This is a genomic window from Lentibacter sp. (assembly GCF_965658795.1).
GTDB lineage: Bacteria > Pseudomonadota > Alphaproteobacteria > Rhodobacterales > Rhodobacteraceae > Lentibacter.
Genome location: NZ_CBFHTG010000006.1, coordinates 70,645 through 94,823, shown reverse-complemented (window position 1 = coordinate 94,823; position 24,179 = coordinate 70,645). Strand labels below are relative to the sequence as shown.

The following is a 24,179-nucleotide window of genomic DNA, read 5'->3' as shown; positions in this document are numbered from 1 at the left end:
TTTAGTCCTTGCATTGGCGGGCGTAGCTTTTGTCCCGCGAACTCGCATTAAACCCGAGCAAACCCACGGTGAGGCTTACATCGGTGGATGGGGAAAGAATAGTGGAAGAGGTGAACCTGCGCGAGAGCGAAAGGTCAACTTTCATACATTCATTGCGATATTGCAGGCCAAGGCCTGCTTCGGCTGCGCGCTCGGCGGTGATGTCAAAGCGCATATTGGTGCTGGCGCTCCAGTGGCGCGAGACACGGTAGAGCCCGTCAAAGGAGAGTTCGGCCACAACATCGTCGCGGTCTTCATCTGCGTCGGCGTCAAGCCAGACATAGCTCGCGCCAAGGCCAAAGCGGTTTCTTTGGTAGGTGCCGCGGGCCTCGGCTTTGGTCAGGGCAAAGTTGGTGTCAAAGAGCGCGCGGCCTGTAAGTGCGAGGCCCGTGGGGCCGCTGATCTGGCCGGCGACGAGCAGATCTGAGTTGCGCCCCGACAGGCCTGAGGAGGCAGAAAAATCATCTTGCGTGTCAGAGCGCAGGATATGGCCCAGTGTGAGCGTGCTTTCCCAGCCCTCAGAGCCGATACGGCTCCAGTTGACCCCGTATGTGAGGCTTTCGCCCCGCTCGCGACGGTCCGGGGCCGGAAAGTGGGAGAGGCTGAGAAGATTGCCTTCATCAAACTCGACCCGCGTGCTTTCGTCATTTTCAACATCGGCATCTGTGCCCCCGACCCAGCCGAGCTGCACAAACGGCTCCACAACGTGTTGGGTGCCATTGGCGGTGAATTTTTGCAAAGGCCAGCGCAGGGCGAGAGCGGCCATCGGTGTGATGGAGGACGCCTGACTTGGCAGGGAGGCGTCTTGGCTTGTGTAGAACTGATCGGCTGTCACCCCTGTGAAAACCTGCGCTTGCAGGCCGCCTTGCAGCGTGTAGCTGCGCCGCCAGTTGGCCTCAAAGCCAAGGCGCTTTACATCGCGGCCATCAACCACATCGTCATCATCACCGCTGTCGGTTGACAGATCCGAAGTGCGGTAGTGGCTGTGAATGGACCCGTTCAGGCGCAGCTCTCCGCCCAGTTTGCTTGGGAAATAGCGCCGCTCATGCTCGAAATCGGCAATGAGGGAGGGGATGGTGGCGTTGTCTTCATCCACGCGCAGGGTGTGGTAGTGCACGAGCGAAGCGTTGGTATAGCTGTCGCGCTTGGCGCGGGTCACAGCAACCGCGCTGTCGAGGCGGTCTTTGTCAGAGAAGTTATAATCCACCAGATAGGTGTCGTCGCGGGTGGCCTCAAGGTCAAAGCTGAGCTTGAAGTCGTGTCTGAGGTCAAACGACCCTTCGGCAAACAGGTAGGCGCGGGTTTCTCCGGGGAGTTGGTCATCGCGCGAGATGGCACCCTCAAAGGAAATGTCGCCGTTGAAAAACGCTTGGCGGTATTCGAACTCGAGCGAGCGGCTCTTTGTTCTGAGGCTGGGTGTCAGCGTCAGGTCGCGGTGATCGCCCATCTTGATGAAGTATGGCAGGTTGATCCCTGCGCCAAGTGTGCTGCTGCTGGACAGAGACGGGATCATGAAGCCCGAAGCGCGCTTGAGTGTTGGATCGGGCAGGCGCAGGTAGGGCAGATAAAACACCGGTATGTCGCGCACACGCAGCTGGGCGCCTTCAAAGTAGAGCTGCTTTTCGGCTTGGTCATGAATGACGCGGCGCGCGCGAATCTGCCAGAGGGGTGGCTGCTCGGAGGTGCAGACATGGCAGGAGGTCACCGAGGCTTTGTAAAGCTGTGAGTAGCGCCCGTTGACGCGGTTCATCTGGTAGGCGGCGAGCTGCACCTGCTGGTCCAGCACAAGCCGCGCGCCTTTTAGAATGGCGTTTTGAAAGCCTGCGTCCATCTCGGCACTGGAGGCCAGAACACGCACGCCGCCGTCTTGCTCAATGCGAATGGGGCCATCTATGGCCAGCGTCTCTGTGGCGCGGTCATAGGTGATTTTCTGGGCGATGATACGTGTGTCGCCTGCCAAGGCCTCAACGCGCCCTTCGGCCACAAGCCGCGTGTCACCCTCCAGAAAGACCGCATCGGCCACGAGCATGGCAGGGGCCTCTTGCGCAGAAAGAGGCGCGCCGAGCCCGAGGGCAAGCACAAGGCTGGCGAGTGTGCGGTTAAAGGGCGTCATCCGTCCTCCATATGCAAGAGCAGGCCCAAGGCCAAGAGGATGGATGCAGCAGGTGGGGCCCAAGCGGCCAAAAGAACAGGAATTTGCCCGTTTTCGCCAAGAACCTGAGCGAAATTGCGGATGTAGTAAAGCCCGAACCCCAAGAGTACAGAGGCCAGAACCGCCACGCCTGTGCCACCGCTGCGGGCGTGGCGCATGGTGAAGGCCGCGCCGACAAGCACCATCGCCAGCAAGAAGAAGGGCTGGGCCAGCTCCATCTGGAGCCAGACAGCATGCCGCCGCGTGGAGAAGCCTGCTTGCTCGAGCTGGTTGATATAGGCGGGCAGATCCCAAATCGAGATGGCATTGGGCGCCCCGAAGCTTTCAAGGATGCGCTCTTGCGTCAGCGTGGAGGAGACCCGCAAGGTCAGGTGGCGGGCCACGTTGCCTTCAGGGTTGAGACCCGAGGCAAGGGGCCAGACGATGGCCTGTGTCAGCTCCCATGCGCCCGGCACGAGGCGCGCTTCTGCGGCTTCGATGCGCTTGAGCGGGCCACCGCTGGGGGCATAGGAGAGAAAGGTTACGTCATAGAGCACGGTGGCGTCGGGGTTGGCGGAGGCTGCGCGAATAACGGTTTGGCCCTCGGCACCGCCTTGGCGCAGCCACAGGCCTTCGGCCGAGAGCGAGAGCACATCGGCAGAGCCGTCGCGCAGCTCTTGGGTCATATCGCTGTAGCGCTTGCTGGTGGCGGCAACGATCGGGTTGAAGACCGCGACAAGCATGGCACCGATGAGGAACGCCACGACAGCCGGGGCGATGAGCGCACGCAGCCCTGAACGCCCCGTGGCGCGCACGACAACCAGCTCGGAGCTGCGCGCAAGGCCCAGAAACAGGCTGATGGCCGAGAGGATCATCACCAGTGGCAAGATCTGGTAGAGCCCTTGGGGCACATTGAGCAGGGTCAACCCGACCAGCGCCCAGAAGCTTGCGTCGATCCCTTGAAAGCGGCGCACCGTTTCGATGAGATCAATCAGGGCCTGAAACAAAAAGAACAGCGCAAGCAGCCCGAAAAACAGCACCACAAACTTGCGTATGAAATAAAGGTGCAGCTTCATGACAGCGCCGCCTTTTTACGCTGCATGGCGCGGCGCGATGGCAGCTGGCCTGCGGTGCGCGCGAGCAAAAGGGCCGCGATCAGCAAGCCCAAGCCTGACGGCACGTAGAGCAGGGGCCAGAGCGAGGGGCTGGCCAGCACAGGGTCTGTGACCACGCCTTCAAGCGCCTTGATGAGCACGAGAAGCAACAGGGCCAGAACGATCTGCCGCCAGACACCAAAGCGCGAGAACCCGCCTGACAGGAGCGTGGCAAAGCCCAGAAGAACCGCGGCGAGCGCAAAGAGCGGCTGCACGAAGCGGGTGTGAAGCTCTTCGGCAAAGACACCTGCGGTGACGCCTGTGCGCACCTGAATGTGCACAGGGGTTGTCAGCATCTCGTAGGTTGTGAAGTGGCGTAGCTGGGGCTTGCGCGCTTCATCGGCTGAGAGAAAGCCGCCAATATTGTAGGACAAATCAGCAAAATGTGTGGTGGTGAGCTGGTTCTCTGGCCGCGACAGGCGCTGTGTCAGCCCGTCAATCATGACGAGTGACGGGCCGCTCTCCTGGCGCACGAGATAGGCGGAGGCGGCTGTGTAGGTGATGCTTTCAGACGGGTCGCGCCTATCTGACAGAAAGACATCGTTCATGCGCCCCTCCGGGGTGATCTCGCGAATGTAGAATGTGACGCGATCACTCGGGTGCAGAAAGGTGCCCTCGGTGAGCAGGCGCGCGGTGATGTTTTGGGAGATCTCGGTTTCGCGCAGCTGCAGCTGCTTGAGCGAGCCGGGCACAAGAAAGTGGGTGAGCATACTCAGCATCAGCGCGACGATCAGCCCGAAATAAAGCACAGGCCGCGCCAGCCGCCACGGCGAGAAGCCTGTGGATTGCATAACCGTCAGCTCGCTTTCGGTGCTCAGGCGGTTGGTGACATAGAGCGTGGCCGCAAACCCTGCGATGGGCATGACAACGCGAATAACCGAGGGCAGCGTGAGCGCTGTGAATTCGGCAAAGACCATAGCGGTCTGCCCGTCACCTATCAGCCTATCGAACAGTTTGACGGCGCGGTTGATCCAGTAGACAGCCACCAGAACCAGCGAAAAAAAGCCAAACAGGACCATAAGCTGCGACAGCATATAGCGGTCGAATCTGGCCACGGTATCCCCCTCGGATGGTGCTACAATGGGGCGACACTACTAGATGTCGCGGGGGAGGGTAAACTGTTAAAGCAGTGCGTGGGGCACGGCGGGCCAAAGCCTGCTCAAAAACCTATGTGCCAAGCTCTGGCCAAGGGCCGCGAGGCGCGCTACCACTTGGGCAAACCTCAGGGAGAAAACCATGGCCGAGCTTGTTGCATTTGACTTTAAAGACCTTGATCTGGACGCATTGGGCGCAGTCACGGGGCGGGTTGCGCTTGTGGCGGGGCCAGATGCCACGCTCGACAAGGCCGGCCGCCGTGTGGCGCGGCTCACCAAAGGGGCGCTCAAGCGGCTGGTCGAGAGCGAGCGCTTTGAAAAGGCCAAAGAGGGTGACGTGATCACGCTGGGGTACCCCTCGGGTATGGCGGCAGAGGCTGTTGATGTGGTGAAGCTTGCACGCACGGCCAAGGCCGATATGGCGCGCAAAGCGGGTGTCTCTTTGGCCAAGGTCAAAGGCAAGGCGGCGCTCACGCTCTGCCTTGGGGCGATGCCGCGCGCGCAAGAGCTTGTTATGGGGCTGGCGCTGCGGATCTATGAGTTTACCCCCCACAAGACCGCCGAGCAGACGGCAGATGGCGCAATCACCGTGATGTGCCCCAAGCCGGGCGAGCTGAAAGACGCCTCGGCCGACCCGTTGGCCGTGGCGCGCGGTGTGCATTTTACCCGGGATCTTGTGAACGAACCTGCAAACCATCTGACCACAACAGAATTTGCCAACCGTCTGGTTGCGTTGGAAAAACTGGGTCTCAAGGTCAAGGTGATGGAAGAAGACGAGCTGGCCAAGCTCGGGATGCATTCGCTTTTGAGCGTCGGGCACGGCAGTGCCAGCCCCTCTAAAGTGGTGGTCATGGAGTGGCTTGGCGGGGAAGCAGGTGCGGCGCCGCTCGCACTGGTGGGCAAAGGTGTTGTCTTTGACACAGGCGGTATCAGCCTCAAGCCTGCGGCTGGTATGGAAGATATGACCATGGATATGGGCGGCGCAGGCACGGTGGCAGGCGCGATGCAGGCGCTGGCCGAGCGCAAGGCCAAGGCCAATGTGATCGGCCTTGTCGGGCTGGTTGAGAATATGCCCTCCGACCGCGCCACACGGCCCGGCGATGTGGTGAAATCCATGAAGGGTGACACCATCGAGGTGATCAACACGGATGCCGAAGGCCGCCTCGTGCTGTGTGATGTGATGTGGTATGCGCAAGAAACCTACAAGCCTGCGGGTATGATCGACTTGGCCACGCTGACGGGCGCTGTGATCATTGCGCTGGGCCATGAGAATACGGGGGTTTTCTCCAATGATGATGCCTTCTGCCAAAGCTTCATGAAAGCTGCCGCAGCCGAAGGCGAGGGCGCTTGGCGTCTGCCGCTGGCGCAGGCTTATGACGATATGCTCAAGAGCCGCATTGCCGATATGCGCAACGTGGGCCAGCGCGCGGCAGGGTCTGTCACGGCGGCGCAGTTCCTGCAGCGGTTTGTGCAAGAGGGCCAGCCGTGGATCCACCTTGATATTGCGGGCACCGCGAGCGTGAAGGCCGAGACAGCCTATGCAGGTGCAGGCGCGACGGGCTGGGGTGTTATGGCGCTCAACCGCTTTGTTGCTGATCAGTACGAGGCCTGATCTATGGGCAAGGCGATGTTTTACCACCTGACGCGCCGCCCGCTTGAGCAGGCGTTGCCCCAGCTTTTGGAGGCATCGCTGAGCCGTGGCTGGAAGGTGGCTGTGCGCGGGGCCGAGCAGGGGCGGCTTGCGTGGCTGGATGAGCGGCTCTGGGCGGGCAAGCCCGACAGCTTTTTGCCCCATGGGCTTGCAGGGGGGGCGCATGATGCGCTCCAGCCTGTGCTGCTCACCGATGCCCGCGACATGCCCAACGGGGCCACGTGCCTGATGGCAATTGACGGGGCCAGCGTGAGCGCGGAAGACGTGACCGCACTTGAGCGGGTGTGCCTTGTCTTCAATGGCTATGAGGACGAGGCCGTGGCGCAAGCGCGCCAGCAGTGGAAAGCGCTGACGGCGGCTGGTGTTGCTGCCGAATACTGGAGCGAGGAAAGCGGGCGCTGGGAGAAAAAGGCCGAGAGCGCGGCAAGCCCCCCCGCCAGCTAGCGCCCGAGCAGCGCAACAAGGCTGGTCTCGGCGGTGCCGCCCAGCTCGAGCACAAGCGCTTTGCCATTGGCAACAGGCCTATCAAAGGGCGCAACAAGGTCCCCCTTTTCGAGCGCTTCGGCCACGAGCGGCCTGTGCCCCATCAAGACCCCGAACCCTGCCTTGGCATCGGCCACGGCCAGCGCATAAAGCGAATAGCGCGCATGGCTTTGATCGGCGCGCAGCGCGAGGCCTTGGGCCTTGGCCCAAAGCGGCCAGTCGTCCTGCCAGCTTTCGTCATAGAGCAGGGTTTCGCCTGCAAGGTCGCTCAACTCTGTGAGGCGCGTAGCCACAGCGGGCGCGCAGACAGGCAGGAGGCTATCGTCCATCAGCACGGTTTCAGAGGGGGCGCCGGTTGGTTTGCGGATGAACAGACTGCAATCAAACGGCGCGCGGCGCATGTCTGGTGGGGTTTCCAGCGCATAGACAGACAGGCTTGCCCCCGACAGATGCGCGCGGATGTCAGCCAGGCGGGGCTGGAGCCAAAGCTGGGCAATGCTGGGCAGGGTCGCGATGTTGAGCACAGGTTTGGGCGCGAGGCTGCGCAGAACGGTGGTGGCCTCGGAGAGGCTGTCAAAGGCGCGTGTGAGGGGCGCGAGAAGCTGCTGGCCTGAGGGTGTGAGCGCCACGCCTTGAGCACGGCGCAAGAACAGCGCGGTGCCTGCCCAAGCCTCGATCTGCTTGATCTGTTGAGAGATCGCGCCTGCGGTGACGGAGAGCTCGTCAGCGGCGCTGGCAAAGCTGCCAAGGCGTGCTGCGGCCTCAAAGGCGCGCAGGGCGTTGAGCGGTGGCCCTTTGGGGCGCGGCGGAGCAACGGGCATGGCGCACCTTTCCAAAACTACCCTTAGTTTTTCTAAACTCACGATAGCGCCGTTCTGGTTTGCGGCAAGGCTGTTTCTGGCCCAGTCTTTGGAAAAAGCGAAAGGATGTATGACATGACATTGCAAAAACGCAGCTGGGTGCCTGAGGCCTGTGAAAACCTCGTGATGGGCTATGCGGCCGAGACGCGCGCGCGCGCCTCTGAAGATGTGCTCTTGCGGCTTGAAGCGCTGGCAGCAGAGAACAAGAAAATCCATGAGCGCGAGTGCTTCAACCTGAACCCTGCGACCAATGTGATGAACCCGCGCGCCGAGGCGCTTTTGGCCAGCGGGATCGGCTCGCGGCCGTCACTTGGCTATCCGGGTGACAAATACGAGATGGGGCTTGAAGCGATTGAGGAGATCGAAGGGATCGCGGCTGCGCTGGCGGCTGAGGTGTTTGAGGCCAAATATGCCGAGATCCGCGTGCCCTCGGGGGCGATAGCCAACCTCTATGCCTTTATGACGGTCTGCAAGGCGGGTGATACGATTATTGCACCGCCTGCCAGCATAGGGGGGCATGTCACACACCACGCGGCGGGCTGTGCCGGGCTTTACGGGCTGCGGGTGCTCCATGCGCCTGTGACAGCTGATGGCTACACTGTGGATATTGAGGGCCTGCGGGCGCTGGCACTGGCGGAAAAGCCCAAGCTTATCTCGCTGGGGGGGAGCCTGAATTTGTATGAGCACCCTGTGGCCGAGGTGCGCGGCATTGCCGACGAGGTGGGCGCGGTGCTGCTGTTTGATGCGGCGCATCAATGCGGGATCATTGCGGGCAAGGCGTGGAAAAACCCTTTGAGTGAGGGCGCGCATTTGATGACGATGAGCACCTATAAGTCGCTGGGCGGGCCAGCGGGCGGGCTGATTTTGAGCAACGATGCCGCCCTTGCCGAGCGGCTAGATGCGATTGCTTTCCCGGGAATGACGGCGAACTTTGATGCGGCCAAGTCGGCGGCGCTGGCTGTGACGATGCTGGACTGGCGCGACTTTGGACAGGCTTACGCCGCAGAGATGGTTGCGCTGGCTCAAGCGCTGGCCGAGAGCCTGAAGGCCGAAGGGCTGCCTGTCTTTGAGGGCAGGAACGGTGCGACCCAGAGCCACCAGTTTGCCATCAAGGCAGCAGCCTATGGCGGCGGGCAGGCGGCGAGCAAACGGCTGAGGCAAGCGGGCTTTCTGGCCTGCGGCATCGGCCTGCCTGTGGAGGCTGTGGCGGGAGATATGAACGGCCTCAGGATTGGCACGCCCGAGCTTGTCCGCTGGGGGATGACTGTGGCGGATGCGCCTAGGCTGGCGCGGCTTATTGCGCGCGGGTTGACGGGCAATGACCTTGAGGCCGTGGCGCGCGAGGTTGCCGCCTGGCGGCCAGAGTTTGACCGCGTGCATTTCATACACGGCTAGCTTTGTGGCGCGCGCGCGCGCCCAGCAGGGGACCAGTCCCCCGCACCCCCTGGGATATTTGGGGCAAAAAGAAAGGAGCTGCGCGTTAGACGCCGAGGCGGTCGCGCAGCGCGTACCATGTCATGGCGAGCGTGAGCAGGGGTGTGCGCAGGGCGGGGCCGCCCGGGAACGGAATGTTGGGGATGCGCGCCATTGTGTCAAAGCCTTCGGAGTGACCCGCGATGGTGTCGGCCATGAGCTTGCCTGCATGGGTGGCTGTGCCCACGCCATGACCTGAGTAGCCAGAGGCGGAGAGAATGTTTGTGCCCACGCGGGCCAGATAGGGCAAGCGTCGCATGGTGATGGCGAGCGTGCCGCCCCACGTGTAGTCAAACTTGATATCTTTGAGGTGCGGATAGATCTCGGCCATGGGCTTGCGCACGGTTTTATCAATGTCGGGGAAGCGGTAGCCGTAGCTTTCGCCACCGCCAAAGAGCAGCCGGTTGTCTGCACTCAGGCGGAAGTAATTGACCACAAATTTACTATCGGCCACGGCGATGTCCCGGGTGAGGACGCCTGCGGCGTCAGCCCCGAGTGGCTCGGTGGCGGCGATAAAATTGTTGATGGGCATAACCCGACCTGCCACGCGGCGGTTGAGCCCGCCAAGGTAGCCGTTGGCTGCCAAGATCACATGATCCGCCGTCACGCGGCCTGTGTCGCAGCGCACCTCGACTTTGGGGCCCTCTTGGATGTGGTGGACATGGGTGTTTTCATAAAAGGTCACCCCCGCTTTTTCACAGGCCCGCGCGAGGCCGAGGGCGTAGTTGAGCGGGTGCAGGTGGGCCGCCCCCATATCAAGCGAGCCGCCCTTGTAGCGCGGGGAGGGGCATATTGCGTGAAGCTCTGTGTCTGTCAGAGCTGTAATGTCGCGGTAGCCATAGCGCGTGTGCAGATGCTCGACATAGGCGTGCTCATGGGCTGTCTCGGAGGCGTGCAAGGTGGCATGGGCGATGCCTGGCTTGAGATCACAGTCGATTTTGTGCTTTGCAATCAGATCTTTGACGAGGTCTTTGGCCTCTTCGGCAAGCTGCCAGAGCTTCATTGCATCGTCATCGCCGACGAGCTTTTCAAGCTCGGTCTGCTCCTGCCTCTGGCCTGTGCCAAGCTGGCCCCCATTGCGCCCTGAGGCGCCAAAGCCTGCGCGGTGGGCCTCTATAAGCGCAACGGAGTAGCCGCGCTCGGCGAGATGGAGCGCGGCCGAGAGACCCGTGAAGCCGCCGCCGACAACGCAGACATCGGCGCTCGACTCACCCCGCAGCTGGGGCGCAGGCGTGCGCGCGTGGGCGGTGGCCGCATACCAGCTGGGCGGGAAGGCACCCTGGCGGTCGTTTGAGTAGAGCAGGTTCATACGTTGAGCAGCAGATGTTCACGCTCCCAAGGGGAAATCACCCCGAGGAACTCTTCATATTCGGCGCGTTTCACGATGGAGTAGACGCGGGCAAACTCTGGCCCGAGAATTTCGTGCAGCGCTGTGCTTTCATCAAAGAGATCAAGGGCAGCCCCCATTTCACGCGGAATATCCTCTTCGCCTTCATAGGCGTCGCCTTTGAACTGGCGGTCGGGGCGCTTTTCTTCGTTGAGGCCCAGGAGGCCACAGGCGAGCGACACGGCGATGCCGAGATAGGGGTTGCAATCCATGCCTGCGAGGCGGTTTTCCACGCGGCGCGCCTTGGGGCCTGAGAGCGGCACGCGGATGCCTGTTGTGCGGTTGTCACGGCCCCACTCAAGGTTGATGGGCGCGGCGTGGTCTTTGACGTAGCGGCGATACGAGTTGACGTAGGGCGCGAGGACGGCAATGGCGCTTGGCAGGTGGTTTTGGAAGCCGGCGATATAGTGGAAAAACGCATCTGTCTCGCCCCCTTGGGGGCCTGAGAAGATGTTCTGGCCGGTTTCGATATCGAGCACAGAGTGGTGGATGTGCATGGCAGAACCCGGCTCGTCGGCGATGGGCTTGGCCATGAAGGTGGCGTAGCAGTCGTGGCGCATGGCTGCTTCGCGGATGAGCCGCTTGAAGTAAAACACCTCATCCGCCAGCTTGACAGGATCACCATGCACGAGGTTGATCTCGAGTTGGCCTGCGCCGCCTTCCTGGGTGATGCCGTCGATTTCAAAACCCTGCGCTTCGGCAAAGTCGTAGATGTCGTCAATCACGGGGCCGAACTCGTCTACCGCTGTCATCGAGTAAGCCTGACGCGCGGCGGCAGGGCGGCCCGAGCGCCCCATCATCGGCTCGATTTTCTTGGCAGGATCGATGTTGCGCGCAACAAGGAAGAACTCCATCTCTGGCGCGACAACCGGCTCGAGGCCTTGCTGGCGGTAGAGCTCGACCACGCGCTTGAGCACGTTGCGGGGGGCAAATTCGATGGGCTTTTCTTTGCGGTCATAGGCATCGTGGATGATCTGGAGTGTCCAGTCACCTGTCCACGGGGCCGCGGTGGCTGTGGAGAGGTCCGGCTTGAGGATCATATCACGCTCGATGAAGCCATCTTCGCCTGCGGCTTCGCCCCAGTCGCCTGTGATTGTCTGGTAAAAGATGCTGTCAGGCAGGTGAAAGTAATCCTGCCGCGCAAATTTGGTTGCAGGCACGGCCTTACCGCGGGCGATGCCGGGAAGATCTGAGATAATGCACTCTACCTCGTCAAGTCTGCGCCCGTCCAGATAGGCTTGCGCGGCTTCGGGGAGGCTGTCTGTCCAGTCGGTGCTCATGATGCGGCCTTTGCTGTTTGGCGTTTGAGATGCGCGACCATCATATCGCGGAAGGCTCCGCGTTGGGTTGTCTGTTCCAGATTGTCTTTGGCTGTTGCCACCAGCGGGGGCGGGACGGTGCCGCCACGGTGCTCGATCAGACCGCGTATGACGCCTGCGCCGAACTCCGGGTGAGGCTGGATTGTGAGAGTGGTGCCGCCGATCAGCAGCACCGCATTTTCGCAAAACGCGTTGCCGCCCAGAACTTTGGTGTTGTCGGGCAGCGCCACGACTTGGTCCTGGTGCCATGCGTTGATGGACAGCTCTTTGCCCTCGACATCATAGGTCTGTCGCCCGACAGCCCAGCCGCCTGCAAACTTCTCGACCTTGCCGCCTAGCGCTTGGGCGATGATCTGGTGGCCAAAGCAAACGCCGATGAGCGGCTTGCCTGCGGCGGTGATCTCGCGGATCAGCGCTTCGAGTGGCGGGATCCACGGGTGGTCTTCGTATGCGCCGTGTTTGGAGCCCGTGATGAGCCAAGCGTCGGCGGCTTCAACCCCTGCGGGGAAAGCGCCATCGACGACATTGAATGTCTCGAAGGAAAACCCCTCGCCCGCCAGAAGGGCGCGGAACATAGCGTCATAATCGCCTTCTGTTGCCAGAAGCTCGTCGGGTGCATGCCCCGTTTGCAGGATACCGATTTTCATGTGTCACCTATTTGATCAAACATAGCCTATTGCGGGCCGTGAGGCCGCGCAAGAGGGGGCTTAGACTGTTTCGAGATATGTCATCCAATGATCTTCGGGGGCGATGTCGGCCAGCAGGCGCAGCTCTTGGCGCTTGGTCATGACAAGGTTCTCGATCAGACGGGGGTGGAAGATATCGGCGATGAGCGGATCTGCCTCAAACAGATCAATCGCATCTCCCCAGTTGGTCACAAGCTCGGGGTGTTCGCCCTCATAGGCGTTGCCTGTGATGGGCGCTGGCGGCTCGGCCTTGCGCTCGATCCCGTCGATGGCGGCGCCAAGCACGGCGGCGAGGTGGAGGTAGATGTTGGTGTCTCCCCCTGCGATGCGGTGCTCGATGCGGCGCGCGGCGGGCGGGCCTGCAGGAATGCGGATGGCTGCTGTGCGGTTTTCATAGCCCCAGCAGACAGATATGGGCGCATGCTCACCCGGCACGATACGGTCATAGCTGGGCCCGTGGGGCGCAAACACCAGAGTTGAGGCGCGCATGGCCTCAAGACAGCCTGCGACAGCGTGGCGCAATGTGTCGTTGCCCTCTTCAGAGCCGTCATCAAACACGTTGTTGCCCTCGGCATCGACCACCGAGAAATGCACATGTAGCCCCGTTCCAGCGTCGCCTGCGAAGGGCTTGGGCATGAAGGTGGCAGCCATATTGTGCTGGCGCGCAATGCCTTTGACCATGGTCTTGAAAAGCCATGCGTTATCAGCAGCTTCAAGAGCGTCCTTGTGATTGATATCAATCTCGAACTGGCCTGTGCCCACCTCGGAAATCGCGGTTTGCGCGGGGATATCCATCATGTCACAGGCGCGGTAGAGCGAGTTGAAGAAAGGTTCAAAGGCGTCAAGCTCGGCCAGCGAGAGAATGTTGGCCCCGACAAGGGGGCGGCCAGTGCGCGGGTTTTTGACGGGGACAGGAAACTCGCCAGAATCATCCACCAGATAGAACTCCATCTCGGCGGCGGCGCGCACTTCCCAGCCGCGGGCGGCGTAGCGCTCAAGCACCCGCTCAAGTGCGCGGCGCGGATCACCTTCAAAGGGGTCGCCATCTTCTTTCAGCATGGTCGCGGGCATGAGAAACGCATCATCGGAGAGCCAGGGCATCGGCACGGCCCCGCGCCCTGTGGGCTGCATATAGCCGTCTCGGTCGCCTGTTTCAAAGACCAGCGGATTGTTGTCGATGTCGGCCCCCCAGATATCAACATTGAGGACAGAGAGGGGCATACGCACGGCTCCGTTTTCGACTTTGCGCATGAAGTCAGCGGGCAGACGCTTGCCGCGCATCCTTCCATTCAGGTCGGATGCGGCAATACGGAGTGAGCTTAGGTGCGGTTGCATGGGGTCGCCATAATTTGATCAAATCTTTGATCAAGATGCCAGAAGCCCCCCGTCAAGCGCAAGAGCTTTGATGCAAATTCAGAGTTGAGGCGCTTCGGGGCTTTCAACCGCACGGTAAGTCTGGCTTGAAATGCTTACCAAACTCTTGATGCCGAGGGCGTCGCGGTCTTGGGTGCTGAGCTGGGTGAGGGCTTCGGCGAGGGCCGCGCGAATCACTGTGGGGTCTTGGGCCTGACTGGTGATGTAGGGCAGAGCAGGGGTGGGCTCTGTGCGCGCAACCACCATGAGCTTTTTGCCAAGGGCTGTGGTGCGCTTGAGCAGGTGCCATGTGTGCGCATCCAGTGCGGCAAAGTCGGCGCGCCCTTCGGCCACGGCCTCGGCAGAGCGCTGGTGTGCGCCTGTCTCAAGCAGGGGGCCAAGCGCCACACCGCGTTTATCAAGGTGCACTTTGGGCGCGGCCCAGCCGGATTGGGACAGCGCTTCGTTGAAGGCAAAGCGCTTGCCGGCCAGCTCGCTCAGACGCGTGATCTTGTCGGTGCGGCGGGCGAGAAAGACAGAGTTGTAGGTGCCATAGGGGCAGCCCTTGAGGGCAAAGTTGGGCGTGGCCACGAGCTGCACCTTGTCATGCAGCTTGGCGCGGTAGGGGTAACCACAGGTTTGGGAGAGCACCAGATCAGGTGATTCCCATTGCGCCCAAAGGTCGGGTGCACGGGTGAGCGCATCGGGGCCAAAGCCCAGAATGGCGCGCGTGGCCTGCCACAACCTGTCATTTGCGCCGTGAAGCGCAGGCATATCATACATCGGCAGAGAGGCGATCATGCGCCTGCCGCCCGTTGGCGCGCCAGATTGCTGTCGCGGTCGGTGATGCCGAGCAGGTTTGCCACAACACGCAAGAGCGCATCTTCGTGCTCGTCGCGCGCAGCATCGGCCAGCACCACAGACCAGAGTGCCTCAATCACGCCGATGCGCTCTTCATAGGGCACAGCATCTTTGATGGCGCGGGTGAAGCGGACGGTGTCGGGGGCGTCGGCCTCCAGCACTTCGGCCTCTTGGCGCAGCGCCAGTGCCTCTGCCGGCGCAAGGGCGTAGCGGCGGGTGATGATGCGATCAATCTGGGCTTGCTCGACGGTGTCATAGACAAAGTCGGCCCGTGCCACGCGCACGAGCAAGGCTGTCAGCGCAAGGCGCGCATCGGCGTCTGTTGCCGGGGTCTCGCCTGCGTTGAGCAGGCGGTCAAACAGGCCTTTGATCATGGCTGATCTCCTTTGCGGGCAAGGTCGGCTGGCAGGCTCTTGAAGCCAAGGGCTGCGCTTGTTTCGATCAGCACGTTTTCTTCCTCGGGGCGCTCGACGCCATCGGCGCGCATGATGGAATGCAGGGCGCGCAGCGCGTTGAGGCGCTTGGACTTTGGCAGGCTGTCGTGGATGAGTTTGGCAAAATGCCCTTCGTGGGGGGCGGCGGCCTCGAGCTTTTCGCAGGTGGCGCGCATTTTGGCGGCCTCTACAGGGTTATGGCCAAAAAGCTCGGTGATGAGCTTGTCGATTTTGGCAATCTCCTGAACGGCATAGCTCTTGTCGGCCTTGGCCACGCGGATCATCAGCGCCACAAGCGCCATGTTGGCGTCAGGCTCGGGCAGGGGCGTTTGGACGGGGGCTGTTTTGTGAAAACGGGCCAAGATGCGGTCGATGATTTCCATTTAATCCTCATAGCCTTTGACGATGACCAGATCCCCGAGCGAGACCGCCTTGCGGATCGCGATGGCGGCTTGGTAGTCGGGGCTTTCATAGCAGGCCACGGCGGCCTCGTAGCTGGGAAACTCGATGACAACCGTGCGCGCGCGCACCGTGCCTTCGCGCACCTCCTGATCGCCGCCGCGCACAACAAAGCGCGCGCCAAACTGGGCAAAGGGCGCTGCATTGGCGGCTTTGTAGCTCTCGTAGACTTCGGGGTCTGACACATCAACATGTGCGACCCAATATGCTTTGGCCATTGGCTATCCCCTTGTTTTACCTATCGCTCAGGCTGCGGCGGCTTGCGGCCTGCGTCAAGGATTGATCGTTAAACGAGGCGTGATGTCTCCACGGCTGCGCGCACGAAATCGGCAAAAAGCGGGTGAGGCGCAAAGGGCTTTGACTTCAGCTCGGGGTGGAACTGCACGCCGATGAACCACGGGTGATCTGACCATTCCACGATCTCTGGCAAGCTGCCGTCAGGGGACATGCCCGAGAACTTGAGGCCGCAGGCTTCGAGCTGGTCGCGGTATTTCACATCGACTTCGTAGCGGTGGCGGTGGCGCTCTTCGATTTTTGTGGTGCCGTAGATGCTGGCCACTTTGGAGCCTTCGGCCAGTGTGGCGTCATAGGCGCCAAGGCGCATGGTGCCGCCTTTGTCGTCGGTTTCTTTGCGGGTCACTGTGTAGTTGCCCTGCACCCACTCTTTGAGGTGGTAAACCACGGGTTCAAAACGCTTTTTGCCTGCTTCATGGTCAAACTCCTCAGAGCCTGCATCCTTGATTTTGGCGACATTGCGCGCGGCTTCGATCACGGCCATTTGCATGCCGAGACAGATGCCGAGGTAGGGCACTTTGCGCTCGCGGGCGAACTGGGCGGCCTTGATCTTGCCCTCTGTGCCGCGCTCACCGAACCCGCCGGGAACGAGGATGGCGTGGTAGCCTTCAAGGTGGGGGGCGGCGTCGCCTTTGTCAAAGACTTCGGCATCGACCCAATCGACATTGACCTTCACGCGGTTGGCCATGCCACCGTGCATGAGCGCTTCCTTGATCGACTTATAGGCGTCTTCAAGCTGGGTGTATTTACCCACAATCGCCACGTTCACTTCGCCGTCGATCTTGCTGATGCGCTCTTTCACATCTTCCCAGACTTTCAGCTCGGGCTTGGGCGCGGGGCTGATCTGGAAGGCATCAAGCACCGCTTGGTCAAGGCCGACGTGGTGGTAGGCCAGAGGGGCCTCATAGATCGACTTCAGGTCGTAGGCAGGAATCACCGCCTCGGGGCGCACGTTGCAGAACAGCGCGATCTTGGCGCGCTCTTTCTCGGGGATGATCTGCTCGGAGCGGCAGACCAGCACATCCGGCTGAAGGCCGATCGAGCGCAGCTCTTTCACCGAGTGTTGGGTTGGTTTGGTCTTCAACTCACCCGAAGCCGCAAGATAGGGCAAAAGGGTTAAGTGCATGAAAACGCACTGGCCGCGCGGGCGCTCCTGAGCGAACTGGCGAATCGCCTCAAAGAAGGGGAGGCCTTCGATATCGCCCACGGTGCCGCCGATTTCGCAGAGCATGAAATCGACTTCATCATCGCCAACATCAAGGAAGTCTTTGATTTCGTTGGTGACGTGGGGGATGACCTGAATGGTTTTGCCGAGATAGTCGCCGCGGCGCTCTTTCTCGAGCACGTTGGAGTAGACGCGGCCCGAGCTGACCGAGTCTGTCTTGCGGGCGGCAACGCCTGTGAAGCGCTCGTAGTGGCCAAGGTCGAGGTCGGTTTCGGCGCCATCATCGGTGACGAAAACTTCGCCATGCTCAAAGGGGCTCATCGTTCCGGGATCGACGTTGAGATAAGGGTCAAGCTTGCGCAAACGCACAGAAAAGCCACGTGCCTGCAGCAACGCGCCAAGGGCCGCCGAGGCCAGCCCCTTGCCAAGCGAGGAGACAACACCGCCAGTGATAAAGATATAACGTGCCATGGTGTGAGACTCCCGTGTCAGCTCTGCGTTGTGCGCTCAAAAATGCTCAACGGAGGCTTCTGAAAGCCCCTGTATCACGGGATTTGAGACATAATGGATTCGCCGCGCCTTGGCAATGGAAGGCGCAACATAATGTTGCACCTTTCTGCAAGGGGGCAAGGTTTAGTGGTTAGTCGGCGGAAGGAACCAGCGGTGCGTTGTCGCCCTCGGCAGGGGGCAGAAGCGCGTCTGGGTTGCTCTCTTCTTCAGCTGACGCAGGCGCAGTGATGTCGCCCAAGCGGTCGATGACCGAACCACCAGCCGACTTTTGCGCCGCGATGATTGTCAGTGAAATGGAGGTACAGATAAAGGCAATGGCGAGGATCCATGTGAGCTTGCCCATGGCTGTTGCCGCCGAGCGCCCCGAGGTGCCGCCGCCGCCGCCCATGCCAAGACCGCCACCTTCAGAGCGCTGCATAAGCACAGCTCCGATAAGGGCCAAAGCCAAAATGAGATGGACGATAAGAACGACGTTTTCCATGAAATGCCCGATGCCTGAGACTGGTCTGGCGGGGTTTTAGGGGAAAGCCCCATGGCGCGCAACCCGTGATCGTGGCTTGGGCACAGCATGTTTGGGTTAAGCTCTGCTTAGGGCTGCGTTTCGCCCTGTTAACGCGTGGATGAGGCGGCAAAACAGGGGGGGTGAAACCTGTGCACCGGGCGTGCACCCCGCGTGCACCGCCTTGTGCACGGCGGCGTTAACACAAAAGTCATTAACGCGGCGCGCGTTGCCCTGTGGCTGTTTACTATTCGTCAACATCATCCATGTCGGCCTGCCCCGAGAGGGCGCGGCGCACGTGGCTCCAGCTGAGGCCGACCCCGAGCACAAGCGAGAGCGCCACAATGGCAAGCCATGTGTTGACTGTGGGGTCTTCAAAGCTGAGCCAGCCAAAATCGGCCAGCACCCAGAGCAGCGCACCGACAAGGGCCAGAACAAGGCTCATCCCGAAGATGCCAATCGAGCGCAGCGTGGCGCGCAAGTAGATGATGTAGCCCACAAAGAGCAGAAGCCCGAAGAGCACAACAAGTGCTGTTTGAGCGCTCCAGCTTGTCTGGGCCCAGCGGGTGAAGTTGTAAGACGTGGGGTTGTAGGTGGCCGTAAGCAGGCCGAAGGCCGCCAGAACGCGCAACATAAAACTCATAAAAAAGGCCCTTTTGGAGCGCAGACTGGCACTCTTGAGGTGGGGCTGTAAAGCCTTGTCGCGCTGTGAGGCTTAAGGCTTTGGTAGGGTATTGGCGCTAGCGTGAGGCCAAATAACCCCTGTGAGGCCGTATGAACCTGTATCACTGTTCGATTGATTTGCGCGACACGGCGAAAGCGCTGGCCTTTGCGGCAGCCGTTGAGGCCTGGATGACCCACCTGCAAGAGCAGGGGGCGATTGGGAGCTGGCGGCTCTGCCGCCGCAAGCTGGGCTTTGGTGCCCCCCAGTCGCGCGACTTCCTGCTCGAAATAGAGGTGCGCGACATGACCCAGCTGGATGAGGCGTTTCGCATGGCCGGCACGAGCGATGAAACGGTCGAGCGGCTCTATACCACGGTGCACCAGATGGTGGGGGTGGTGGATGTGGCGCTCTACCGGCCCTTCCCGGACCCCGAGCGCGCCGAGCGGATGGCGCTGATTTAGGCCAGCTCTTTTTGCTTTGAGGTGAATTTGCAGTTTCGCCTGCTGCGGCTCCCGTATATACGAGCGCGGGTTTGACCTGAAACTTGAGGGGGCCAATATGGCGAATGTAGTGGTTGTCGGCGCACAATGGGGCGACGAGGGCAAAGGCAAGATTGTGGACTGGCTGAGCGAGCGCGCAGATGTGATCGCACGGTTCCAGGGCGGTCATAATGCGGGCCATACGCTTGTCATTGATGGCAAGGTATACAAGCTGAATGCGCTGCCCTCGGGTGTTGTGCGTGGCGGCAAGCTGAGCGTGATCGGCAACGGCGTTGTGCTTGACCCTTGGCACCTTGTGAAAGAGATCGCATCAATCCGCGCGCAGGGGGTGACGATCAACCCCGAGTGCTTGATGATTGCGGAAAACACCCCCCTTATTCTGCCGATTCACGGCGAGCTTGACCGCGCCCGCGAAGAAGCGGCGAGCAAAGGCACGAAGATCGGCACCACCGGGCGCGGCATTGGCCCGTGCTATGAAGACAAAGTGGGCCGTCGCGCTGTGCGCGTGGCCGACTTGGCGGATGAGGCCACGCTGATTGCCCGTGTTGACCGCGCATTGCAGCACCATGACCCCTTGCGCAAAGGTCTGGGCATCGAGCCAGTTGACCGCGACGGGCTGATTGCGGCGCTCAAAGAGATTGCCGCCGAGATTCTGCCCTATGCGGCGCCTGTCTGGAAGGTGCTCAACGAGCAGCGCCGCGCGGGCAAGCGGATTTTGTTTGAAGGCGCACAAGGCGCGCTGCTGGATATCGACTTTGGCACCTATCCTTTTGTGACCTCTTCCAACGTGATTGCAGGGCAGGCGGCCACAGGTGTGGGCGTTGGCCCCACGGCGATTGATTATGTGCTCGGGATTGTGAAGGCCTATACCACCCGCGTGGGGGAAGGCCCGTTTCCGACCGAGCTTGACGATGCGGACGGGCAGCGCCTTGGCGAGCGCGGCCACGAGTTTGGCACAGTGACAGGGCGCAAGCGCCGCTGTGGCTGGTTTGATGCGGCTCTGGTGCGCCAGACCTGCGCGACAAGCGGTGTCACAGGGATTTCGCTGACCAAACTTGACGTTCTGGACGGGTTCGAGACCCTGAAAATCTGTGTGGGCTATGAGCTGGATGGCGAAACGCTGGATTATCTGCCCACTGCGGCCGAAGCGCAGGCGCGCTGCACGCCGATCTATGAGGAGATGCCCGGCTGGAGCGAGAGCACCGAGGGCGCGCGCTCCTGGGCGGAGCTGCCTGCGGAGGCCATCAAATATGTGCGCCGCGTGGAAGAGCTGATCGGCTGCCCCGTGGCCATGCTGAGCACAAGCCCCGAGCGCGAAGACACCATCCTTGTCACCGACCCGTTTGCGGATTGAGCGGATGTTTGACAACCTGAGCTTCAAGATGCGCCGTTGGCTTGTTCTGCTGGTTTTGCTGGTGGGGATGCCGCTTTACATCATCCTTGCGGTGAATGTGGTGACCTGGCTTGAGATGGCTGTCGGGCGTTTGCCCCTGCTGGCCGAGCTGGTTGTTTACATCGCTTTGGGCATGGCGTGGATTTTCCCGTTCAAGGGCCTCTTCAAGGGGATCGGCAAGCCTGACCCTGATGCCGAGCCCATCAAATGGGACGATGAAGTCTAAGGGATTGCGCTGCACTCTGTGCCGCGCGGTGGGGCGGGCCTTGCGGCCCGCCCTTTGCGTTTGGCGGGGCCTGTGCATCAGGCCGGCTTATGCGCTTGGGGCCGCTGTCGGGTTTGGATATTTAGAGCAAAAAGAAAGAGCCTGTGGGCACGCGGACCGCCTCACTGGCTTGCGAGGGGGCGGTGTGGCTGCTAAGCCTGCCTAATCTTGATGAAAAACATCGGATACCTTTGACGCAGATCCAATGAGGCACGCTTGTGACGCAGCTTACTCCGAGGCTAGAGATCAGAAACCTCAAGCGCAGCTTTGATGGCCGCGTTGTGGTGGATGATGTCTCTTTGACGATCCAGCCGGGGCAGGTGACCTGCCTTTTGGGCCCATCCGGCTGCGGCAAATCGACCACGCTGCGCATGATTGCGGGTGTGGATATGCAAGACAGCGGCCAGATCTATGTGGATGGTCACCTTGTCTGTGACACGGTGTTTCGCATTCCGCCCGAGCGGCGCCATACGGGGCTGATGTTTCAGGATTTTGCGCTGTTTCCGCATTTGAGCGTGGCCGAAAACGTGGCCTTTGGCCTCAAAGGCAGCCGCGAGGACAAAGCCAAGCGGGTGCGCGCGCTGCTTGCGCGTGTCGGGTTGGCGCGGTTTGAGGAGAGCTACCCGCACGAGCTGTCGGGCGGGGAGCAGCAGCGCGTGGCGCTGGCGCGCGCTCTGGCGCCGCGGCCACGGTTGATGCTGATGGATGAGCCGTTTTCAGGCCTTGATAACCGCCTGCGGGACGAGATCCGCGACGAGACCCTTGATGTGCTCAAGCAGGAAGACACGGGCGTTTTGCTTGTGACCCATGAGCCTGATGAGGCCATGCGCATGGCCGACGAGATTGCGCTCATGCGCCACGGGCGCATTGTGCAGCGCGGCGCGCCCTACAATATTTACAATGCGCCAGTGGACAAGCAGGCTGTTGGCTTTTTCAGCGATATCAATGTGATCGCCGGAACCGTGCGCGGCGCGCTGACCGATACGCCCTTTGGCCAGTTTCTGGCCCCCGGTGTGCCAGACGGGCAGGAGGTGGAGATTGTGATCCGCCCCCAGCACTTCAAGATTGATTTTGACCGTGACGGGCGCGGGCCGAACCCGACCCCCTCCGATGGCACGCCTGCGCGCGGTGTTGTGGAGCGCGCGCGCTTTATGGGCAACGAGAGCCTTGTGGAGTTCCGCATGGATCATGACGGCTCCAAGCTGCGGGTGACGGTGCCCAATGTCTTTTTGCCCAGCGTTGGCAAGGCGCTCTGGCTGGCGATCCGCCGCGACCGCTGCTTTGTCTTTCCCAAGGGCGCATGACGCGGCTTCTGCTTCTGGGCGGCGCGGGCGAGACCCGCGAGATCGCCGCAGGGCTTTCGGCCCGAAATATTGACGCGATTGTTTCTTTTGAAGGCTCGGCCCGCTTTGTGGGCCCTGTGGCGCTGCCGCGCCGTTTGGGCGGCTTTGGCGGGGCGGAGGGGTTTTTGCGCTATGTCGAGGCCGAAAAGATCACCGCGGTGCTCGATGTGACCCACCCGTTTGCCGAAAGCATCAGCGCGCGCACGGCCGCGCTTTGCCACGGGCGCGGGCTGCCTTATGCGCAACTGCTGCGCCCGGAATGGCACCCCGAGGCGGGGGACAACTGGGTCTCGCTGGCCTCTGAGGCCGAGGCGGCGGCGCATATCCCCGAGGGGTCTACTGTTTTTGTTGCCACGGGGCGCGCGGGGCTGCTCGGCTTTGCCAACTTGCGCAACTGCGAGATCATTGCGCGGCGCATTGGCGGGGCGGCAGATGAGGCCTTTCCCTTTGCGGGGGGGCGGTTTTTGCCCGCTGTGGGGCCTTTTCGCGTGGCTGAGGAGGTGGCGCTGTTGCGCGCGCTGGCCGTTGACTGGCTGGTTGTGAAAAACGCAGGCGGCGCGGGCGCGCGGCCCAAGCTCTTGGCGGCGCGCACCCTTGGCCTGCCTGTCGGGATGATCGCGCGGCCTGCGCCGCTGGCGGGTGTCACCTGCCTTGCGACGGTGGCCGAGGCCTTGCGCTGGGCCGAGACCGTGAGCTTGCGGCATGGATGAGCGGGTGATCACGGGGGCGGCCTGTGTGGCCGAGGGGGCTGCGTGGCTGGCCGCGCAAGATGCGCGCTTGGCTGAGGCCTATGCGCTGACAGGGCCGCTGCCGCTCAGGCTTAAGCCTGAGGGGTTTGCCGAGCTGTTGAGCGCGATTGTCAGCCAGCAGGTGAGTGTGGCCAGCGCCAACGCCATTTGGGCGCGCTTGCAGGCGGCGGGCTGTGAGGCGGCGGCGCAGGTTGCGCAGATGAGCGAGGACGAGCTGCGCGCCTTGGGCTTGAGCCGTCAGAAAGCGGTCTATGCCAAGGCGCTCGCGGTGGCGGCGATTGACTTTGATGCGCTGCGCGATGTGCCAAGCGCCGAGGTGATCCGCCGGCTTGTGGCTGTGAAGGGCATTGGCACGTGGACCGCCGAGATCTATGCGATGTTCAGCCTTGGGCGGGCCGATGTCTTTGCCCATGGTGATCTTGCGCTGCAGGAGGCGGCCAAAGTGCTTTATGGCCTTGATGAGCGGCCCAAGGAGCGCGCGATGCGCCAGATGGCGCAGGCCTGGGCCCCTTGGAGAGCGGTTGCGGCGCGGCTGCTCTGGGCCTATTACAAACAGATCAAACACCGTGAGGGAACCAGATGACACGTGCATTGCAAGCCAACCGAAAAGAGCCCGTATCGGGCGAAACCCGTTCTGTTGTGGTGTTTCTGCACGGCTACGGGGCCAATGGCGCTGATCTTCTCGGCCTTGCCGACCCGCTGGGGGAGCATTTGCCGGACACGCTGTTCATCGCGCCGGATGCGCCAGAGGCTTGCGCGGGCGCGCCGATGGGCTTCCAGTGGTTTCCGATCCCTTGGATTGATGGCTCGTCTGAAGAAGAATCAGAGCGCGGGATGATGGCTGCGGTGGATGATCTCAACGCCTTTTTGGACGGTGTTTTGGTGGATGAAGACCTGCTGCCCGAGCAGATGGTGCTGTTTGGCTTCAGTCAGGGCACGATGATGGCGCTGCATGTTGCGCCGCGCCGTGAAGACGAGCTGGCGGGTGTGGTCGCGTTTTCGGGCCGTTTGCTGGCGCCAGAAAGCCTTGAAGAGGCCACGCTGAGCAAGCCGCCGATCTTGCTGGTGCATGGCGATGAAGACGATGTTGTGCCGCCCCAGAGCCTGCCCCAAGCCGCCGAAGCGCTGCAAACGGCGGGCTTCAAAGAGGTGTTCGCACATATCATGAAAGGCACAGGCCACGGCATCGCGCCTGATGGTCTTTCGGTGTCTCTTGCGTTTATTCGCGATAAGGCCGGCTTCTAAGCCTCTGACTTAAAACAGAATTAAAGCTTTATTAACCCGAGCGTTCGCCGCTCGGGCAAGCCCGTTTACGCGCAAGATTTGTCTCGCTAGCCTTTTTGAGCAGACAGATTCTCCGCGTGGTGCGGGGGGATCATGTCGGGCGGAGGCAGACCCACATGAGGCAAAAAT

25 protein-coding genes are annotated in these 24,179 nt (G+C 61.6%); 10 read left to right on the top strand and 15 right to left on the bottom strand.

Annotated features, from left to right (window positions below):
• Window position 1 precedes the first annotated feature (1 nt).
• The 3 genes from ACTG3X_RS06355 to lptF are packed head-to-tail and all read right to left on the bottom strand — an operon-like array spanning window position 2 to window position 4,379.
• On the bottom strand, window positions 2-2,152 hold the full coding sequence (locus ACTG3X_RS06355; protein ID WP_439110402.1) for an LPS-assembly protein LptD: 2,151 nt from the start codon (window positions 2,150-2,152) through the stop codon (window positions 2-4).
• Complete coding sequence (lptG, locus tag ACTG3X_RS06350; protein ID WP_439110401.1) at window positions 2,149-3,246, bottom strand: LPS export ABC transporter permease LptG; 1,098 nt, start codon at window positions 3,244-3,246, stop codon at window positions 2,149-2,151. The genes ACTG3X_RS06355 and lptG overlap by 4 nt, the downstream gene beginning before the upstream one ends.
• Window positions 3,243-4,379: an LPS export ABC transporter permease LptF gene (gene lptF / locus ACTG3X_RS06345; RefSeq protein WP_439110400.1), complete on the bottom strand. Its 1,137-nt coding sequence runs from the start codon at window positions 4,377-4,379 to the stop codon at window positions 3,243-3,245. The genes lptG and lptF overlap by 4 nt, the downstream gene beginning before the upstream one ends.
• Window positions 4,380-4,560: 181 nt before the next feature.
• Between lptF and ACTG3X_RS06340 the strand changes: the two genes are divergently transcribed.
• Both ACTG3X_RS06340 and ACTG3X_RS06335 read left to right on the top strand, forming a co-directional pair.
• On the top strand, window positions 4,561-6,030 hold the full coding sequence (locus ACTG3X_RS06340; protein WP_439110399.1) for a leucyl aminopeptidase: 1,470 nt from the start codon (window positions 4,561-4,563) through the stop codon (window positions 6,028-6,030).
• Between the two features lie 3 nt (window positions 6,031-6,033).
• A complete protein-coding gene (locus tag ACTG3X_RS06335; protein ID WP_439110398.1) occupies window positions 6,034-6,513 on the top strand; it encodes a DNA polymerase III subunit chi in 480 nt (159 codons plus the stop codon).
• Here ACTG3X_RS06335 and ACTG3X_RS06330 read toward each other — a convergent pair.
• Window positions 6,510-7,373: a LysR family transcriptional regulator gene (locus tag ACTG3X_RS06330; protein ID WP_439110397.1), complete on the bottom strand. Its 864-nt coding sequence runs from the start codon at window positions 7,371-7,373 to the stop codon at window positions 6,510-6,512. The two genes, ACTG3X_RS06335 and ACTG3X_RS06330, sit on opposite strands and share 4 nt — an antisense overlap.
• Window positions 7,374-7,487: 114 nt before the next feature.
• Here ACTG3X_RS06330 and glyA point away from each other — a divergent pair, with 114 nt between their 5' ends.
• A complete protein-coding gene (gene glyA, locus ACTG3X_RS06325; RefSeq protein WP_439110396.1) occupies window positions 7,488-8,807 on the top strand; it encodes a serine hydroxymethyltransferase in 1,320 nt (439 codons plus the stop codon).
• 85 nt (window positions 8,808-8,892) lie between these two features.
• On the opposite strand, the gene ACTG3X_RS06320 is transcribed toward glyA, so the two are convergent.
• The 11 genes from ACTG3X_RS06320 to ACTG3X_RS06270 form a co-directional block, all read right to left on the bottom strand.
• Entirely contained in the window at window positions 8,893-10,194 is a 1,302-nt protein-coding gene (locus ACTG3X_RS06320; protein WP_439110395.1) for an NAD(P)/FAD-dependent oxidoreductase, read from the bottom strand.
• Window positions 10,191-11,552, bottom strand: coding sequence for a glutamine synthetase family protein (locus tag ACTG3X_RS06315; protein WP_439110394.1), 1,362 nt, complete (start codon window positions 11,550-11,552; stop codon window positions 10,191-10,193). The genes ACTG3X_RS06320 and ACTG3X_RS06315 overlap by 4 nt, the downstream gene beginning before the upstream one ends.
• A complete protein-coding gene (locus ACTG3X_RS06310) occupies window positions 11,549-12,238 on the bottom strand; it encodes a type 1 glutamine amidotransferase (RefSeq protein WP_439110393.1) in 690 nt (229 codons plus the stop codon). Before ACTG3X_RS06310 ends, ACTG3X_RS06315 begins: the two co-directional genes overlap by 4 nt.
• Before the next feature lie 60 nt (window positions 12,239-12,298).
• Window positions 12,299-13,612 carry a glutamine synthetase family protein gene (locus ACTG3X_RS06305; RefSeq protein ID WP_439110392.1) on the bottom strand — a complete coding sequence of 438 codons (1,314 nt, stop codon included), beginning with the start codon at window positions 13,610-13,612 and terminating at the stop codon, window positions 12,299-12,301.
• Between the two features lie 78 nt (window positions 13,613-13,690).
• Entirely contained in the window at window positions 13,691-14,431 is a 741-nt protein-coding gene (locus ACTG3X_RS06300) for a phosphate/phosphite/phosphonate ABC transporter substrate-binding protein (RefSeq protein ID WP_439110391.1), read from the bottom strand.
• Window positions 14,428-14,865 carry a TerB family tellurite resistance protein gene (locus tag ACTG3X_RS06295; RefSeq protein ID WP_439110390.1) on the bottom strand — a complete coding sequence of 146 codons (438 nt, stop codon included), beginning with the start codon at window positions 14,863-14,865 and terminating at the stop codon, window positions 14,428-14,430. The genes ACTG3X_RS06300 and ACTG3X_RS06295 overlap by 4 nt, the downstream gene beginning before the upstream one ends.
• Entirely contained in the window at window positions 14,862-15,308 is a 447-nt protein-coding gene (locus ACTG3X_RS06290) for a TerB family tellurite resistance protein (protein ID WP_439110389.1), read from the bottom strand. Before ACTG3X_RS06290 ends, ACTG3X_RS06295 begins: the two co-directional genes overlap by 4 nt.
• The gene (locus ACTG3X_RS06285; RefSeq protein WP_439110388.1) at window positions 15,309-15,602 is read right to left on the bottom strand and encodes a DUF1330 domain-containing protein; all 294 of its coding nucleotides are present in this window, start codon (window positions 15,600-15,602) and stop codon (window positions 15,309-15,311) included.
• A gap of 68 nt (window positions 15,603-15,670) precedes the next feature.
• Window positions 15,671-17,314: a CTP synthase gene (locus ACTG3X_RS06280; protein WP_439110387.1), complete on the bottom strand. Its 1,644-nt coding sequence runs from the start codon at window positions 17,312-17,314 to the stop codon at window positions 15,671-15,673.
• 169 nt (window positions 17,315-17,483) lie between these two features.
• Window positions 17,484-17,834 (bottom strand): preprotein translocase subunit SecG, encoded by a 351-nt coding sequence (gene secG, locus ACTG3X_RS06275; RefSeq protein WP_439110386.1) that lies wholly within the window; start codon window positions 17,832-17,834, stop codon window positions 17,484-17,486.
• A 265-nt stretch (window positions 17,835-18,099) separates the two neighbouring features.
• Window positions 18,100-18,495 (bottom strand): DUF6524 family protein, encoded by a 396-nt coding sequence (locus ACTG3X_RS06270; protein ID WP_439110385.1) that lies wholly within the window; start codon window positions 18,493-18,495, stop codon window positions 18,100-18,102.
• A 131-nt stretch (window positions 18,496-18,626) separates the two neighbouring features.
• Here ACTG3X_RS06270 and ACTG3X_RS06265 point away from each other — a divergent pair, with 131 nt between their 5' ends.
• The 7 genes from ACTG3X_RS06265 to ACTG3X_RS06235 all read left to right on the top strand — a co-directional run bounded on the left by ACTG3X_RS06265 (window position 18,627) and on the right by ACTG3X_RS06235 (window position 24,011).
• The gene (locus ACTG3X_RS06265; protein ID WP_439110384.1) at window positions 18,627-18,977 is read left to right on the top strand and encodes a DUF6614 family protein; all 351 of its coding nucleotides are present in this window, start codon (window positions 18,627-18,629) and stop codon (window positions 18,975-18,977) included.
• 97 nt (window positions 18,978-19,074) lie between these two features.
• Window positions 19,075-20,370, top strand: a complete 1,296-nt coding sequence (locus ACTG3X_RS06260; RefSeq protein WP_439110383.1) for an adenylosuccinate synthase — start codon at window positions 19,075-19,077, stop codon at window positions 20,368-20,370.
• A gap of 4 nt (window positions 20,371-20,374) precedes the next feature.
• A complete protein-coding gene (locus ACTG3X_RS06255) occupies window positions 20,375-20,635 on the top strand; it encodes a DUF2842 domain-containing protein (RefSeq protein WP_439110486.1) in 261 nt (86 codons plus the stop codon).
• Window positions 20,636-20,892: 257 nt separating this feature from the next.
• Window positions 20,893-21,978 (top strand): ABC transporter ATP-binding protein, encoded by a 1,086-nt coding sequence (locus tag ACTG3X_RS06250; RefSeq protein WP_439110382.1) that lies wholly within the window; start codon window positions 20,893-20,895, stop codon window positions 21,976-21,978.
• Entirely contained in the window at window positions 21,975-22,727 is a 753-nt protein-coding gene (locus ACTG3X_RS06245) for a precorrin-6A/cobalt-precorrin-6A reductase (protein ID WP_439110381.1), read from the top strand. The genes ACTG3X_RS06250 and ACTG3X_RS06245 overlap by 4 nt, the downstream gene beginning before the upstream one ends.
• Window positions 22,720-23,349: a DNA-3-methyladenine glycosylase family protein gene (locus ACTG3X_RS06240; RefSeq protein WP_439110380.1), complete on the top strand. Its 630-nt coding sequence runs from the start codon at window positions 22,720-22,722 to the stop codon at window positions 23,347-23,349. Before ACTG3X_RS06245 ends, ACTG3X_RS06240 begins: the two co-directional genes overlap by 8 nt.
• Window positions 23,346-24,011: an alpha/beta hydrolase gene (locus ACTG3X_RS06235; protein WP_439110379.1), complete on the top strand. Its 666-nt coding sequence runs from the start codon at window positions 23,346-23,348 to the stop codon at window positions 24,009-24,011. Before ACTG3X_RS06240 ends, ACTG3X_RS06235 begins: the two co-directional genes overlap by 4 nt.
• The last annotated feature ends 168 nt before the right edge of the window (window positions 24,012-24,179 follow it).